19 protein-coding genes and 1 riboswitch are annotated in these 16,396 nt (G+C 34.4%); of the genes, 4 read left to right on the top strand and 15 right to left on the bottom strand.

Annotated features, from left to right (window positions below; translation table 11 throughout):
* The first annotated feature begins 1 nt into the window (after position 1).
* Positions 2–763: a hypothetical protein gene (locus tag ACMGE6_RS04765; RefSeq protein WP_414054637.1), complete on the top strand. Its 762-nt coding sequence runs from the start codon at positions 2–4 to the stop codon at positions 761–763.
* A gap of 99 nt (positions 764–862) precedes the next feature.
* Here the strand turns inward: ACMGE6_RS04765 and guaA are convergent, their stop codons facing one another.
* Both guaA and guaB read right to left on the bottom strand, forming a co-directional pair.
* On the bottom strand, positions 863–2,404 hold the full coding sequence (gene guaA / locus ACMGE6_RS04760) for a glutamine-hydrolyzing GMP synthase (protein ID WP_414045406.1): 1,542 nt from the start codon (positions 2,402–2,404) through the stop codon (positions 863–865).
* 26 nt (positions 2,405–2,430) lie between these two features.
* Positions 2,431–3,903, bottom strand: coding sequence for an IMP dehydrogenase (guaB, locus tag ACMGE6_RS04755; RefSeq protein WP_414045405.1), 1,473 nt, complete (start codon positions 3,901–3,903; stop codon positions 2,431–2,433).
* Between the two features lie 154 nt (positions 3,904–4,057).
* Positions 4,058–4,159, bottom strand: a riboswitch (purine riboswitch).
* 381 nt (positions 4,160–4,540) lie between these two features.
* Between guaB and ACMGE6_RS04750 the strand changes: the two genes are divergently transcribed.
* The 3 genes from ACMGE6_RS04750 to ACMGE6_RS04740 all read left to right on the top strand — a co-directional run bounded on the left by ACMGE6_RS04750 (position 4,541) and on the right by ACMGE6_RS04740 (position 6,569).
* Positions 4,541–5,542, top strand: coding sequence for a DUF2382 domain-containing protein (locus ACMGE6_RS04750; protein ID WP_414054636.1), 1,002 nt, complete (start codon positions 4,541–4,543; stop codon positions 5,540–5,542).
* Between the two features lie 117 nt (positions 5,543–5,659).
* On the top strand, positions 5,660–5,878 hold the full coding sequence (locus ACMGE6_RS04745) for a DUF2382 domain-containing protein (RefSeq protein WP_414054635.1): 219 nt from the start codon (positions 5,660–5,662) through the stop codon (positions 5,876–5,878).
* An 82-nt stretch (positions 5,879–5,960) separates the two neighbouring features.
* Positions 5,961–6,569, top strand: coding sequence for a GNAT family N-acetyltransferase (locus tag ACMGE6_RS04740; RefSeq protein WP_414054634.1), 609 nt, complete (start codon positions 5,961–5,963; stop codon positions 6,567–6,569).
* 59 nt (positions 6,570–6,628) lie between these two features.
* On the opposite strand, the gene ACMGE6_RS04735 is transcribed toward ACMGE6_RS04740, so the two are convergent.
* From ACMGE6_RS04735 to mnmG, 13 genes are all read right to left on the bottom strand, one after another.
* Positions 6,629–7,177, bottom strand: coding sequence for a YfbU family protein (locus ACMGE6_RS04735; RefSeq protein WP_414045401.1), 549 nt, complete (start codon positions 7,175–7,177; stop codon positions 6,629–6,631).
* 243 nt (positions 7,178–7,420) lie between these two features.
* Positions 7,421–7,663, bottom strand: a complete 243-nt coding sequence (gene rpsR / locus ACMGE6_RS04730) for a 30S ribosomal protein S18 (RefSeq protein ID WP_096077771.1) — start codon at positions 7,661–7,663, stop codon at positions 7,421–7,423.
* Between the two features lie 33 nt (positions 7,664–7,696).
* Positions 7,697–8,215, bottom strand: coding sequence for a single-stranded DNA-binding protein (gene ssb / locus ACMGE6_RS04725; protein WP_414054633.1), 519 nt, complete (start codon positions 8,213–8,215; stop codon positions 7,697–7,699).
* A gap of 24 nt (positions 8,216–8,239) precedes the next feature.
* Positions 8,240–8,530, bottom strand: coding sequence for a 30S ribosomal protein S6 (gene rpsF, locus ACMGE6_RS04720; RefSeq protein ID WP_096077769.1), 291 nt, complete (start codon positions 8,528–8,530; stop codon positions 8,240–8,242).
* A gap of 123 nt (positions 8,531–8,653) precedes the next feature.
* A complete protein-coding gene (locus tag ACMGE6_RS04715; protein ID WP_414047387.1) occupies positions 8,654–8,977 on the bottom strand; it encodes a hypothetical protein in 324 nt (107 codons plus the stop codon).
* 18 nt (positions 8,978–8,995) lie between these two features.
* The gene (gene ychF / locus ACMGE6_RS04710) at positions 8,996–10,096 is read right to left on the bottom strand and encodes a redox-regulated ATPase YchF (RefSeq protein ID WP_414054632.1); all 1,101 of its coding nucleotides are present in this window, start codon (positions 10,094–10,096) and stop codon (positions 8,996–8,998) included.
* A gap of 12 nt (positions 10,097–10,108) precedes the next feature.
* The gene (locus ACMGE6_RS04705; protein ID WP_414045397.1) at positions 10,109–10,300 is read right to left on the bottom strand and encodes a DUF951 domain-containing protein; all 192 of its coding nucleotides are present in this window, start codon (positions 10,298–10,300) and stop codon (positions 10,109–10,111) included.
* Entirely contained in the window at positions 10,290–11,177 is an 888-nt protein-coding gene (locus ACMGE6_RS04700) for a mechanosensitive ion channel family protein (RefSeq protein WP_414045396.1), read from the bottom strand. The genes ACMGE6_RS04705 and ACMGE6_RS04700 overlap by 11 nt, the downstream gene beginning before the upstream one ends.
* A gap of 9 nt (positions 11,178–11,186) precedes the next feature.
* Complete coding sequence (locus ACMGE6_RS04695) at positions 11,187–12,035, bottom strand: ParB/RepB/Spo0J family partition protein (RefSeq protein ID WP_414047389.1); 849 nt, start codon at positions 12,033–12,035, stop codon at positions 11,187–11,189.
* On the bottom strand, positions 12,028–12,789 hold the full coding sequence (locus tag ACMGE6_RS04690; protein WP_414045394.1) for a ParA family protein: 762 nt from the start codon (positions 12,787–12,789) through the stop codon (positions 12,028–12,030). The genes ACMGE6_RS04695 and ACMGE6_RS04690 overlap by 8 nt, the downstream gene beginning before the upstream one ends.
* A 112-nt stretch (positions 12,790–12,901) precedes the next feature.
* The gene (gene noc / locus ACMGE6_RS04685; RefSeq protein ID WP_414047390.1) at positions 12,902–13,747 is read right to left on the bottom strand and encodes a nucleoid occlusion protein; all 846 of its coding nucleotides are present in this window, start codon (positions 13,745–13,747) and stop codon (positions 12,902–12,904) included.
* Positions 13,748–13,796: 49 nt separating this feature from the next.
* Positions 13,797–14,513, bottom strand: coding sequence for a 16S rRNA (guanine(527)-N(7))-methyltransferase RsmG (gene rsmG, locus ACMGE6_RS04680; RefSeq protein ID WP_414054631.1), 717 nt, complete (start codon positions 14,511–14,513; stop codon positions 13,797–13,799).
* Positions 14,514–16,388 (bottom strand): tRNA uridine-5-carboxymethylaminomethyl(34) synthesis enzyme MnmG, encoded by a 1,875-nt coding sequence (mnmG, locus tag ACMGE6_RS04675; protein ID WP_414054630.1) that lies wholly within the window; start codon positions 16,386–16,388, stop codon positions 14,514–14,516.
* Between the last annotated feature and the right edge of the window lie 8 nt (positions 16,389–16,396).

Raw genomic sequence — 16,396 nt, 5'->3', positions numbered from 1 at the left:
AGTGAATAGACATAGTATATTTTCTTATCATTACTATCACTCCATGAATTATATTTTATTAGTTTATTTAAATATAAATCTAGTGTTACTTTCTACATTTTTTTGGGAAATTGACGGAACATCAATAGATTTGATTTTTATCATTACTCAAGTGTTATTAACTGGTATGTTAGAAGCCAAATATAATTTAAGCATAGAGAGAAATTCTCATAGAGTATCAATTATGCCATCTGCCGTGAGGCATGAGATAAACTATTTAAAGTTAATGGGTGGTATTTTCATTACATTTTTTTCAATTCTATATCTTATTATTAATATTATAGTCGAATTTTTAAAAGATAATAATAACCAAATCCAAATTAATAATTTAATAATGTCCAAAGGCGGACTAATAATAACTTATAATCCAATAAAAGTTGGATTCTTAGATTTTAATACAAAGTTGATTTTTACTATTTTATTATGGGTAATAGCTTATTTTATAGTATTTGTAGTCGAAAAGAAAAGATCGTGGTATTCTATCAGCAGTTTAGAAAAACAATTAAAAAATAATAAGCTTTTAGTAGCAAAAATAGATTACTATATCCAATGCTATCAAGAAAAAATATCTTCAAAATATTTATTAGTATATATAATTAAATATCTATATTTTAATGTCCGTATTAAAAGAATGAAAAAAAGAAAACAAAAAGTTTTAAATACATTGAAATATACCGAAAGATATTATAAAGGTTATACTCTTTATGGGTATAATAAGAAATGACGTTCACACTTTGCCCATTATCTGCCCATTAAAACATTTAAAATCAAAGAAAAGAACCCTATAACACTTGCTGTTAAAGGGTTCTTTTTATCCATTATTCTATTCCCACTCAATCGTACTTGGTGGCTTAGATGTAATGTCATACACAACACGGTTAACGTGTGCGACTTCATTAACGATTCTGCTTGATACTTTCTGTAATACTTCCCAATCAATGCGTGCAAAGTCACTTGTCATACCATCAATACTTGTAACCGCACGTACACCTACTGTATAGTCATACGTTCTGTAATCTCCCATAACACCTACAGAGCGAATGTCAGGTAATACAGTGAAGTATTGCCAGATATCGCGTTCTAATCCCGCTTCAGCAATCACTTCTCTTAAAATCGCATCTGATTCACGCACAATTTCTAATTTTTCTTCTGTAATTTCACCTAACACACGGATACCTAATCCTGGGCCTGGGAATGGTTGACGCCATACTAAATGCTCAGGAATACCTAATTCAATACCTAACGCACGTACTTCGTCTTTAAATAATGTATTTACCGGCTCAATTAATTCAAATTGCATATCTTCCGGTAATCCACCTACGTTGTGGTGTGATTTGATTGTTTGAGCTGTCTTTGTACCTGATTCAATGATATCAGTATATAACGTTCCTTGTGCTAAGAAGTCAGCATCTTTTAATTTAGATGCTTCTTCGTCAAATAAGTAAACAAATTCGTTACCGATAATTTTACGTTTCTTCTCAGGATCTGATACCCCTGCAAGTTTACTCATGAAGCGTTCTTTTGCATCTACACGAATGATATTCATGTTGAATCCTTCACCGAACTGTTTCATAACCATATCGCCTTCGCCTTTACGTAATAAACCGTGGTCAACGAAGATACATGTTAATTGATCACCAATTGCTTTATGAATTAATACAGCAACAACAGAAGAATCTACGCCACCACTCATTGCACAAATAACTTTTCTGTCGCCCACTTGCTCGCGAATTTTTTCGATTTCAATTTCAATGAAGTTTTCCATCGTCCATTCGCCTGTACATTTACAGATTTCACGAATGAAGTTACGTAATAAGTCATTTCCGTATTCTGTGTGACGTACTTCCGGATGGAACTGCACGCCGTATAGATTGCGTTCAGCATTCTCAATAGCTGCATATTTACAGCTCGGAGAATTTGCAATCATTCTAAATCCTTCTGGAATGTTAATAACTTTATCACTATGACTCATCCAAACTGTTTGTTCTTCCGGTAACTTAGTAAATAATGAATGTGTTTCTGCAGTAATTACAGCTTTACCGTATTCACGTTCGTTCGCACGTTCAACAGTTCCACCTAATAATTTAGTCATTAACTGCATACCATAACAGATACCTAGAACGGGTACGCCTAAGTCAAAGATTTCAGGGTTAACTGTAAATGATCCTTCTTCATAAACTGAATTAGGCCCGCCTGAAAGAATAATCCCTTTTGGATTCATTTTTTTGATTTCTTCAATTGAAATCTCATGATCATGTAATTCCGAATATACGCCCATTTCACGAATGCGACGTGTGATTAACTGGTTGTACTGACTACCAAAGTCTAATACGAGAATTAATTCCTGTTCAAATGCCATTTCCATAAGTGATGTTCTCCTTTAGATAATAATTATAATGAGTAGTTTGGTGATTCTTTCGTAATCTGTACATCATGAGGATGACTTTCAATTAATCCTGCACCAGTCATTTTAATAAATTGTGCTTCTTCGCGTAAAGTTGCTAAATCTTTTGAACCAGTATAACCCATACCGCTTCTTACACCACCAAGTAATTGGTAAACAGTATCTTGTAATGCACCTTTAAATGCGATACGCCCTTCGATACCTTCTGGTACAAACTTCTTAGAATCCTTATCATCCTGGAAGTAACGGTCTTTTGATCCTTGTTCCATTGCACCAAGTGATCCCATACCACGATATACTTTATATTGTCTGCCTTGGAAGATTTCTGTTTCACCAGGTGATTCAGTTGTTCCTGCTAATAATGATCCTAACATTACTGCATGTCCACCTGCCGCTAAAGCTTTAATGATATCGCCAGAGAATTTAATTCCACCGTCAGCAATAATCGCTTTACCATGTTTCTTCGCTTCAGTTGCTGCATCATAAATTGCCGTGATTTGTGGTACACCTACACCCGCAACTACACGTGTTGTACAAATTGATCCTGGTCCAATACCTACTTTAACGACATCTGCACCCGCTTCAAATAAAGCACGTGTTCCACCTGCTGTAGCAACGTTACCAGCAATTAAAGTTACTTCAGGGAAGTTTTCTTTTAAAGCTTTAACCATCTCTAATACGCCTCTAGAATGACCGTGTGCGGTATCAATAACTAATGCATCTGTTCCCGCTTCTACTAATTGTTTAGCACGTACTAACGTATCTTTTGCAATACCTACAGCTGCTGCTACTAAAAGACGTCCATGCTCATCTTTTGCTGCATTCGGGAATTCAATCACTTTTTCAATATCTTTGATTGTAATTAAACCTTTTAAGATACCAGCTTCATCAACGATAGGAAGCTTTTCAATTTTATACTGTTGTAACATTTTTTCAGCTTGTTCTAAAGTTGTACCTACCGGAGCAGTTACTAACTTTTCGCTAGTCATAACATCAGAAATTTTAATTGAGAAGTCTTCAATGAAACGTAAGTCACGGTTCGTAATGATACCTACTAATTTTTTCTCTTCAGGATTATTTACGATAGGTACCCCTGAGATACGGTATTTACCCATTAAGTGTTCTGCAGCAAATACTTGTTCTTCAGGTGTTAAGTAGAATGGATTCGTAATGACACCATTTTCAGAACGTTTAACTTTTTGTACTTCATCAGCTTGCTGCTCAATACTCATGTTCTTATGAATTACACCTAAACCACCTTGTCTTGCCATAGCGATTGCCATTTTAGACTCAGTAACAGTATCCATACCTGCTGAAAGAATAGGGATATTTAATTTAAGCTTTTCAGATAGTTCTACACTTAAATCTACTTCATTTGGTAATACGCTTGATTCTGCTGGCACTAATAGTACATCATCAAAAGTTAAGCCTTCTTTTTGAAACTTGTTTTCCCACGTCATTATAATTCCTCCATTGTATTTTATTACTTTCTATTATTTCATATTTTTCGCATTTTGTTTATTGTTTAATTAGTTAATTAATAAACTCAGGAAAAACGTTAAAATATACAAAAAAACTCATCTATAAAAGATGAGCATAAATAAAACTAAACAAATAGCGATATTCATTACTCATAGTCACATCATTTACGGTAATGTGGTAGAAACGCTAAAGCCATATCCTTTAATTTATATGAGTTATTTTTATTAATAATATTTTTAGATAATATCAAAGTTATCGCTAATAAGCAATACCATTTCCTTTAAAATCATTCAACTACAAAATGTCTAACTATTCTAAATAATTGATAGTGAATATTAATCTTTTTAAGCACTATACACTATTTTGATTCATCCATTGTGTTATCTAGCATACTTATTACTCATTCTGTGATAAAACATTAAATATTTTTAAAATTATTTTGTGAAAAAAGCATGCTTTTCTTCTATATAAATGTATCTAATTTTCCAACGAATTAGAATATTTATTTTCTTTTTTGTGTTTACACTTTCAGTTCACGGGTATCTATTTAGCATAACAACAAAACAACAGACATCACGAATTGCACAAAACAACCAACTTGGAGGTACGATTAAGATGAGAAACTTAGAAACATTTTTAAATGAAGAAAGTTTATTACGTAGAATCGACCAACTAAAATCACAAGGTATTGCAGAACATGACTTACATGTCATTTCTAAAAACAAATTAAATGGTTCAGCATTAGATTACACAGATGTTCAATTTAAAGATGCTGAAGGTTCTTTCGGTGATAAAGTTGCAGCTTTCTTCACTGGAGAAGATCCACAACACAGAGTATTCGATAAGTTAGATTTATCTGAATCTGAGCGTGTTGAATATGACAAAGCTGTAGATAGCGGCAAAATCTTACTTTACGTAGATAACGACGCTTATTACAACGATGGATTACACACTCACTCAGAAAACAACGAATACCGCACTGGTAACACAGTTGCAGGTTACACTACTGGTGTAGCTGCTAATGAAACAGATGCTGATTATGCATCAACACATCGCACAAATAACTTAAATAACAGAGAGGAAGTAGTAGACATGAACAACAATAACTATAACAATTCAGGATTAAGCTATGAGGAATACAACAAATTATCAAGAGAAGAGCGTTTAAACTATTTAGATACTGATTTAAGAGACCGTACTGATATTTCAGACGACGAAAAAATCAAATTACATGAAGAGCGTTTACGTGTAAACAAAGATGTAGTACAATCTGGTGAAGTTACTATCGACAAAAACGTAGTATCTGAACGTCAAGAATTTGATGTACCAGTATCTCACGATGAAGTTACTATCGAGCGTCGTAAAGTTAACGAAACTGCAGCGCCTGGTCACTTCGATAACGACTTAGAGGAAGAAACAATCCGTGTACCATTAACTGAAGAACGCGTTTCTATCGAAAAAGAAAACGTTGTTGCTGAAGAATTAACAATCAACAAAAACCGTGTAACTGACACTGAGCATGTATCTGAAGAAGTACGTCGTGAAGAAGTTGAAATCGACGACACAAATGCTCACCGTCGTAACGATTTAGATAACGACTTAACTGACCGTCGCTAATCAATTTATCAAAAAGTCCTCATAATGAGGGCTTTTTTCTTGTGTTTATACTAATGTTTATTGATTGATGTGAGGGGTATATTTATTACAAATAAAATCAAAGAAGGTGCTCAATCTATGAATAATGAATTAAACGATAATTTAAATGGTGTGAATAATAATGATACTATTAAAGTGGGATTGGCTGAAGAAAGATTAAATATCACTAAAGAAAATGTAGTAACTGAAGAACTTGTGATAAGAAAATCTAAAGTTCATGGTACTCAACATATTTCTGAAATTGTACGTCGTGAAGAAGTAGATATTAATGAAACAGATACTCCACAAGGATACTAAAAGAAAAGCATATGCTTTTCTTTTTTTATATTGGTTGTAATGATACAATATAGTTATCAAATAATGTAAATGGAGTATTATAATGAAATTTTTACATCTAACAGAAACCGACCATTATTTCCACCAATGTATGGATTTATATCGTACAGAATTTGATTATGAAATCCGTGAACCTGTTGAAGTATTTGATCACTCTTTTGATATTAAGAAAAGAGACGAAGAAAGATATCATTTTATTGCAGCATATTTAGACGATGAACTATGTGGATTTATTGCTTTCCATCTGGAAGTTACATATCGTATTGGTTATATTGTCTATCTTGTTGTCAAACCACAAATACGAGGCAAACAAGTTGCTCGACAACTCATGGATACTGCTGAAGATGTGATGGTTAAAATTTGTGAAAATAACGGTACATCACTAGAACATATTATGCTTGAATGTGAAAAAGATGAAGATGGTAATAGCCCATTAGATACATTCTACAAAAAGTTTGGTTTTGCTAAATCTGATATCAATTATTATCAACCAGGCCTACATGATGATGCACCTGTTCCTATGAATCTCTACTTAAAGACAAGTGATCAACAAACTTCTAAAGAAGCAATTCAGCATATTTACCGTGTTAAATACACACAATGCAATAAAATTGATGAAGCAATCATTGAACAATTAATACACCAAATGTAAGAGGAGAATAGGTACTTACCTATTCTCCTCTTTCGTTTATTCTTAAATTATAAATTACTCTATTTTAATATCTGACATAGTACTTCAAAAGATAAGTATGAATCAACTTTGTTATATTCATATACTCGTAACATACGCTGGTAAGCTTTGATGCTAGCAGGTTTCGTAGTAAGATTTCTAAATAGTGTCAAATCCAGTTTCCCTTCAAACTGACACATCTCATTAAGATAGAAAAAGGCGTAACATTCATAATCCGTTTCCTGATTCAGATTAAACCCAAGAAACGAAAAATAAGGATGTTCTTTTAATACCTCAATTTCATCTCTTGTTAATGCACAATATGATTTCGTCATATGTGCATACATTGCAACAACTGCCTCAACAAAACCAGTGACATGAGAAGGAATTTTATCACATTCCAGAGTTAATTCCTCTAAAAGAATATGATTTTGAGAGTCTAGACCATCTCTAACGATCTTCTGGTGTAGTCTATGCATTTCAGCATTCTTCGGATCAAGCTTTTCTAAGATTAGATAGATTTTGTACAAAATCAATCGGTTAAAAGGATTCAGTTCAAATGAATGATTTGTATCCAACCAATTGTTCATAATGGTCAACCTCCCTCCCTATATTTTTGCAATTATCAAAAGATATTAATAATTACAAAATTTATTATATTTACTTTTAATAGCATTTTCAATACTATAAATGTAAATTAACACTGAATATATCATTAATTTATTTAAATAATTTTATAGTAAATGAATTTTCAGTAAATAATTTTTAGTTTTTATCTTTAATATTAAAAAAAATAAGCCATAACCTAAAGGTCATGACTTATAAAATATATTCTATTGCTCGTCTTTTACATATGGTAATAATGCCATATGACGTGCACGTTTGATTGCTACAGTTAACATACGTTGGTATTTAGCTGAAGTTCCTGTTACACGACGTGGTAAAATTTTACCGCGCTCAGAAATGAATTTTTTAAGCATTTCTACTTCTTTATAGTCGATATGTGTAATTCCGTTTGCTGTGAAATAACAAACCTTTTTACGACGACGACCGCCTCTTCTTGGTCCACCTGCCATGATTGTTGCCTCCCTTACTTAATTATTTCTTTATTAAAACGGTAAATCATCATCACTAATATCAATTGGTCCAGTTGCATTTGCAAATGGATTCGTTGAAGGTGCTGATGTATTTGATTGTTGTTGATTATTCGATTGATAATTCTGACCTTGAGTTTGTTGTCCATAATTTCCTTGATCATAACTAGAATAGTCCTGACCTGAATCATTATTAGAACGGCCTTGATTTGCGTTTTTCGGTTCTAAGAACTGTACTGAATCACAAACGACTTCCGTTACATATACTCTGCGGCCTTCCTGATTATCATAACTACGTGATTGCAATCTGCCATCTACCCCAGCTAAGCTACCCTTGCTTAAGAAGTTATTCACATTCTCAGCTTGCTTACGGAAAACAACACAGTTGATAAAATCAGCTTGTCTTTCACCTTGCGCATTTGTGAATGTGCGATTAACTGCTAATGTAAATGTAGCAACTGACACGCCTGATGGTGTGACTCTGTATTCTGGATCTTTAGTTAAACGACCTACTAATACAACTCGGTTAAGCAAATAAATCGCCCCCACATGTTAGGTTTATTTTTCTTCTTCGCGAATCACGATATGACGGATAATGTCATCGTTGATTTTTGCTAAACGATCGAATTCGTTTGTAGCAGCATCAGTTGAGTTAACTTTAACGATTTGGTAGAAACCTTCTTTAAAATCGTTGATTTCGTAAGCTAAACGACGTTTACCCCAATCCTTTGATTCGATGATTTCCGCTCCGTTAGAAGTAAGAATCTCTTCGAAACGCTCGATTAAAGCTTTCTTAGCATCTTCCTCAATGTTCGGACGTACGACATACATAATTTCGTATTTTCTCATCATTTACACCTCCTCATGGTCTATGCGGCTTTATTATTAAATAAAGCAAGGAATAATTTTCATTACTCACAATAGAGAATTATAGCATAGTTTACTTTTTTCATCAATCATTTGTTTACTTAATTACTGAAGAACTTCTTTTAATTGATACGTTACAATTTCTTTCGTATAGAACAACTTAATGTCTCCTGAACGATAAAGATATAGATACTCTTCAAAATCTGTATCATTCGGATTAATTTCATCAGTTTCAACGACATCTAAATAACGTATAGCAGTCTTAGGAAATGATACTTTATTATATATTGAATCATTCAGTTGAATAGGCTGAGACAATTGTACTGCCTGTACCAAGTAATGATAGGTCACATGATACATAGGGTTCACTTTGTCTTCTGATTTTATGATAACTTTTATACAATATATGATTCTTTTTAAAGGTTGCATCATATCCTCCTCAAGTGATTATACGTTAAATCTAAAGTGCACAACGTCTCCGTCCTGCATGATATAATCTTTACCTTCAAGTCTTACGCGTCCCGCTTCTTTTGCAGCACTCATACCATTATGTTCGATTAAATCATCATAACTTACTGTTTCAGCTCTAATAAATCCACGTTCAAAATCAGTATGGATAATGCCAGCACATTGTGGAGCCGTCATACCACGTTTAAATGTCCATGCACGTACTTCCTGAACACCCGCAGTAAAGTAAGTTGCTAATCCTAATAAATGATAAGAAGCTTTGATTAATTTATCTAGCCCAGACTCTTCAATCCCTAAATCAGCTAAATATTCTTTTTTATCTTCTTCATCAAGTGACGCCAATTCTTCTTCGATACGAGCACTTATAATGATTACTTGAGAACCTTCGTTATCAGCATATGCTTTAATCGCTTTAACGTGTTCATTTTCTTCGCCTGCTACAAGATCATCTTCAGAAACATTTGCTACGTACAGCATCGGCTTAGCTGTAAGTAAATGCATACCTTTTACTAACTTTTCCTGTTCCGGGGTAAATTCAATACTTCTTGCCGGACGTTCATTTTCCAGAGCTTCTTTAACAATCGAAAGAACAGCTTCTTCTGCCATTGCATCCTTATCTTTTTGTTTCGCCATTTTTTGAACACGTGCATAGCGTTTTTCTACTGATTCTAAATCCGCTAAGATAAGTTCCATATTAATGACTTCAATATCATCTACCGGATTAACTGTTCCAGAAACATGCGTAATATTCTCATCTTCAAAAGCACGAACAACCTGACAAATTGCATCAACATCACGGATATGAGATAAGAACTTATTGCCTAATCCTTCACCCTTTGATGCACCTTTAACGATACCAGCGATATCTGTAAATTCAAAAGCAGTTGGTACTGTTTTCTTAGGTGTTACAAGTTCAGTTAATTTATCTAAGCGTACATCTGGTACTTCTACAATACCTACGTTTGGGTCAATCGTTGCGAATGGATAGTTCGCAGCAAGTGCCCCAGCTTTCGTAATCGCATTAAATAATGTTGATTTTCCTACGTTTGGTAATCCTACAATTCCTGCTGTTAAAGCCATAATTTCTTCTCCTTATTCGGCATGTGCCGTTATCTTTTTAATTTTTTTATTGAACTCATGTCGTGGTAGCATAATACTACGTCCACAACCTTCACACTTTATGCGAATATCTGCGCCTAGGCGAATCACCTTAAATAATTTTTCACCGCAGGCATGGGGTTTTTTCATTTCAACAATCGTATTTAAATCATATTCATTTTGCATTGTGATCCCCCTTATTAGGCTGATTATACATAACAACTCTAGGCATAGGGACATGGATACCAAATTGATCTAAATATTCTTTAATATCACCACGTAATATTCTAGATACTTTCACATGATTATTAGGTAAAGTTTCAGCTGACATTCTGATTTTAGTTTCACCAGCACTCACCATTTCAACACCTAATAATTCCGGCGCCTTCACTAAATCGGCATATTTCTCGGGTAATGTTAATAAATAAGGCTGTAGTATGCTTTCTACACGAGATATATTTTCTTCGCTGGAAACTGAAATATCAAAAATCGCAATTGAATTATTAACAGAGAAATTCACAATTTCATTCATCGTACCATTTGGTAATATCGTTAATTCTCCCGTAAATGACTTAATACGTGTAGAACGTAAGCCGATTGATTGAACTGTCCCTTCAGCAACAGTTGTTCCAGTCGTGTTAATTCTAACATAATCACCTACATCAAACTGATTCTCAAATATTATAAAAAAGCCTGTAATCACATCTTTAACAAGTGTCTGTGCACCAAAACCAATCGCAACCCCTGCGATTCCGGCCCCTGCAATAATACTTTCAACTTTGACACCAAAATTACTAAGAATCGTTGTCAGCACAATGAACCAAATCACATAGGAAGCAATATTTTGAAGCAACTTAATCAATGTAGTATCACGTTTGGTTGATTGAGAGAGATTTGTCTTTCTTCTTACTCTAAAGAACTGTTCGATAAATTTATGTACCACTCTGACAATCAACATTGCAATAATAATGAGTAAGAAAGACCACAGAATATTTGTAGCAATATTCATCCACATCTCAGCATCTAAAAATGTGCGTTTAAATTCTTCAATAATTTGATTCAAAAAAATCACCTACTGTGCATTTTCTAATAACGCGATTAGTCGATTAAACTCTTCTTCTGATGTAAATTCAATCGCTATTTTCCCCTTTTTACGCGATTTAGAAATCTCAACTTTTGTTCCTAAATGACGCTTAAGGTTTTCTTCGTGTTTCACAAGAAATGTTGGTTTCTTTTTTTCTTTTTTAGGTTGATCAGGGGTTTGATTTAATTCTTTTATATACTTTTCTAACTCACGTACGCTCATTGATTCTGCAATTACTTTTTGAGCGACTTTAATCATCTCATCTTCTGATTTTAGACCTAGTAGTGTACGGCCGTGACCACCTGTAAGTTTCTTCTGATCAATAAGATCTTTAACTTTTTGCGGTAAATTCATTAAGCGAAGCATATTTGCAATATAAGGTCTTGATTTACCTAATCGGTCAGCCGTCTCAGATTGCGTCAAATTTAATTTATCCATTAAAAACTGGTAACTTTTCGCTTCTTCAAGAGGATTTAAATCCTCACGCTGTAAGTTTTCAATCACTGCAAGTTCCATCATCTGTGTATCGGTTAATGTCTTCACAATTGCAGGAATTTTTACTTTACCCGCTAATTTACTTGCTCTGAAACGTCGTTCTCCTACTACAATATCGTAACCTGTAATTGATTTACGTACGATGATAGGTTGTAATACCCCATGAATTTTAATCGATTCACTCAATTCATTTAAAGCTTGCTCATCAAATTCATGTCGCGGTTGATAAGGATTTGGTCGTAACTCAGAAAGATTAATATCTTCTACCAGTTCATCCTGACCATTTTCCTGAAATAATGCATCTAATCCTCTTCCTAAACCTTTACCTAAACCTCTAGCCATTGTTTACAACCTCCTCAGCCAAACTCTTATAAGTTTTGGCTCCAGTTGAACGAGCATCGTATACATTAATCGGTTGCCCGTGCGAAGGTGCTTCAGATAAACGCACATTACGTGGAATAATCGTTTCATAAACTTTTTCGCCAAAATGCTCTTTCACTTCCTGAATAACATCATTACCTAAATTTGTACGAGCATCTAACATCGTCAACAATACACCTTCAATTTCTAGAGATTGATTTAAGTGACGTTGCACTAATCGAATGGTATTCAGTAACTGACTTAATCCTTCTAATGCATAATATTCACATTGGACAGGAATAATAATACCATTTGCTGCAGTGAATGAATTAATTGTTAGTAAGCCCAGTGAAGGAGGACAGTCTATAATTATATAGTCAAAATTAATGTCTAGTTCTTTAAATGCATATTTTAATCGCACTTCTCTGCTCATCGCAGATACAAGTTCAATCTCTGCACCTGCTAAGGCGATATTGGCAGGGATGATATGTAAATTCTCAACAGCTGTTTCCAGAACACATTGATTAATATTCACATCTTCAACAAGCATATCGTAAACTGAATTTTCAACATTGTTTTTATCTATGCCTACACCACTCGTAGCATTTCCTTGTGGATCAGTGTCAACTAACAATACTTTTTTACCAAGTTCAGCTAATGCTGCACTTAAATTTACTGAAGTTGTTGTTTTTCCAACTCCACCTTTTTGGTTCGCGATGGCCAATATTTTTGTCATCTACATTCTCTCCTAGTCATGTTTTTCATATAGAACGATTATAACAATTTTAAAGCGATTCTGCACAGACAATCAGTACGCAGAAAAAAAGCGGACGATGTTATCATCCACTTTATTTGTTCAGATCATTTTTAAATACTTTTATAGAAATTTCATAGAAATTTTCGTATTCCGTATCTTTACGTTTTACTTTGACGCCACTTTTTTCAACCGCTTTTAAACTTTGACCAATCGTATTGAAAGCAAGTTTTATGTCACGTGTAAATCCAATACGCTTTGGTTTCACGTCTTCGCCACCTAGCATACGTTTAACACGTTCTTCCGTCTGCTTAACATTTAAATGCTGAGACTTAATGATACCTAGCATCGTCTTTTGTCCCTCTTCATCCAGCGCGAGCAATGCTCGTGCATGACGCTCACTAATTTGTTGTTTGCTTAAAGCGTCTAATATAGGCTGAGACAGACGAAGTAATCTTAATTTATTTGCAATAAATGACTGACTTTTCCCTAAGCTCGCTGCAAGGTCTTGTTGCGTAATGCCATCTAAGTCTAACAACTTTTTATAAGCTTCAGCTTCTTCAACCGCAGACAGATTTTCACGTTGAATATTCTCAATAAGCGCGATTGCTGCCGTCTCTTTATCATTCATTTGTTTTACAATCACTTCAGTTTCAGCAATACCATTAAACTTTAATGCACGAAATCTTCTTTCTCCTGCAATAATTTCATACATATCTTCTTCAATCGGGCGAACAACAATGGGCTGTAATAGCCCGTATGAACGAATAGATTCAGCTAATTCTTTAATTTTTTCTTCATCAAATATTTGTCTCGGTTGATATCTATTCGGCACGATACGCTCTACAGGAACTTTCACAACATTACCGTTCTTGCGATGTACTTCTACATCTTCTTCTTTATCCTTTAAACCAAACAATTTAGAAAAAGGTTTTTTCATAACAATCGACTCACTTTCACTTCAAAATCCTTATTTGTAATAGTTACTATTATTTTAATAAAGGTTCTTTATTCGGCGTACCTGGTTTACGTGGATATTTTTTAGGTGTTTGACGTTTCTTTTCGATATCTAATATATAACGTAAACTATCTTCCTCAGGTAACGTAAGCGGATGATTCTGAATCACTTCTCCACCTAAAATTGAGATTGCAAATAAACCTTCTTCGACTTCTATTTCGCCTTGAGCACCCTTTAAAGCTATAAAATGACCACCGCGCTTAACAAGAGGTAAACATAGCTCACTCAATACAGAAAGACGCGCGACAGCACGTGCTGTTACTACATCAAATGATTCTCTATATTCACCCTTTCCAAATGTTTCAGCACGATCATGTATAAAACGAACTTTCGTTAAATCAAGTTCTGCACTTAAATGATTTAAGAAGTTAATACGTTTGTTTAATGAATCTACAATTGTTACTTCTAAATGCGGAAACATTATTTTTAAAGGAATACTAGGGAATCCCGCTCCAGCTCCAACATCACAAATAGACGTGACTTTTGTAAAATCATAATAGAAACTTGGCGTAATCGAATCAAAGAAGTGTTTCAAATACACATCCTCTTTTTCTGTTACTGCGGTTAAATTCATTAACTTATTCCACTCTACTAAAGTTTCATAGTAAATTGCAAATTGTTTTCGTTGCTGGTCAGTAACAGTGAAGCCTTTTTCTTCTAATTTTTGTACAAACTGAGTCTCGTTCATCTAGTTCACCCTTTTAATTTTTCCTTGCTCGATATATACCAGTAATATTGAAATATCTGCCGGATTAACACCTGAAATTCTTGATGCCTGAGCAATACTTAATGGTTTTACTTCTTTTAATTTTTGACGTGCTTCTGTGGCTAATGAATGAATATCATCATAATCAATATTTTCAGGAATTTTTTTATTTTCCATACGTTTTAGCTTTTCAACTTGTTGTAATGACTTTTGAATATAGCCTTCGTATTTAGTCTGAATTTCAACTTGTTCAGCAACAGCCTCATCAATTGCACTACTACTCTCAATCAATGCTGCTACAGATTGATAATCCATTTCAGGACGACGTAATAAATCAATTGCTAATATACCATCTTTTAATGCAGTCCCACCTCGACTAGCAATCATATCCTGTGTTTGTTCATTTGGTTTGATTCTCGTATTTGTCAGACGTTTTATTTCCTCGGAAATAGCTTCTTTCTTGGCAATAAATTTAGCATAACGTTCGTCATCAATCAACCCAATGCCTTTACCTATTTCTGTTAATCGTAAATCAGCATTATCATGACGTAATAATAGTCTGTGTTCTGCACGACTAGTAAGCAAACGATAAGGTTCATTCGTTCCTTTTGTTACTAAATCATCAATCAGTACTCCGATATAAGCTTCGTGTCTTCCTAAAATTAAAGGTTCATGTTTTAATACTTTCGCTGCAGCATTTATTCCTGCCATTAAACCTTGACCAGCCGCTTCTTCATAACCACTCGTGCCGTTAATTTGTCCTGCAGTAAATAAGCCATCTATCTTTTTCGTTTCAAGTGTCGGCCATAACTGAGTAGGTACAATAGCATCGTATTCAATAGCATAACCAGCACGCATCATATCAGCTTTTTCAAGTCCTGGTATTGATTGCAGCATCTGAAGTTGTACATGTTCAGGTAAGCTTGTAGATAACCCTTGAACATATACCTCTTTCGTATTACGTCCTTCAGGTTCAAGGAAAATTTGATGACGAGGTTTGTCATTGAAACGCACAAACTTATCTTCAATAGATGGACAATAACGTGGTCCAGTCCCTTTAATCATTCCAGAATACATTGCAGATAAATGTAAATTATCATCAATCACTTTATGTGTTTCAGCATTCGTATAGGTTAACCAGCACGGTAACTGATCTAAAATAAACTCAGTTGTTTCGTAACTGAATGCTCGTGGTACCTCATCACCTGGCTGAATCTCTGTTTTTGAATAATCGATTGTTTTACCATTTACACGTGGTGGCGTTCCTGTTTTAAAACGTACTATATCGAATCCTAGTTCTCGCAAATGGTCAGCAAGTTTTATTGATGGCATTTGATGGTTCGGACCCGATGAATACTTAATATTGCCAAGAATAATTTCTCCACGTAAAAATGTACCTGTTGTTAATACAACTGCATCAGCATAATAAGTTGTGCCGATAATCGTTTCAACACCTTTTACTTTTCCACCTTCAATAATTAAGCGTTCAACCATTCCTTGCATAATATCAAGATTATCTGTATTTTCAATAACATCTTTCATTTCCTGTTGATAAAGTACTTTATCAGCTTGCGCACGTAAAGCACGTACTGCCGGTCCTTTTCCTGTATTCAACATACGCATTTGAATATGTGTTTTGTCGATTGTCTTTGCCATCTGTCCACCAAGGGCATCTATTTCACGGACAACAATCCCTTTTGCTGGTCCACCTACCGATGGGTTACATGGCATAAAGGCAACTGAATCCAGATTAATTGTTAGCATTAAAGTCTTCGCGCCTTTTCTAGCTGAAGCGAGACCTGCTTCAACGCCCGCATGACCCGCACCAACAACGATTACATCATATTTTTGTTCCAAAGTTTTTC

This window comes from Macrococcus equi (genome assembly GCF_047426745.1).
Lineage (GTDB): Bacteria > Bacillota > Bacilli > Staphylococcales > Staphylococcaceae > Macrococcoides > Macrococcoides equi.
This window is presented reverse-complemented; position numbering and strand designations above follow the sequence as displayed.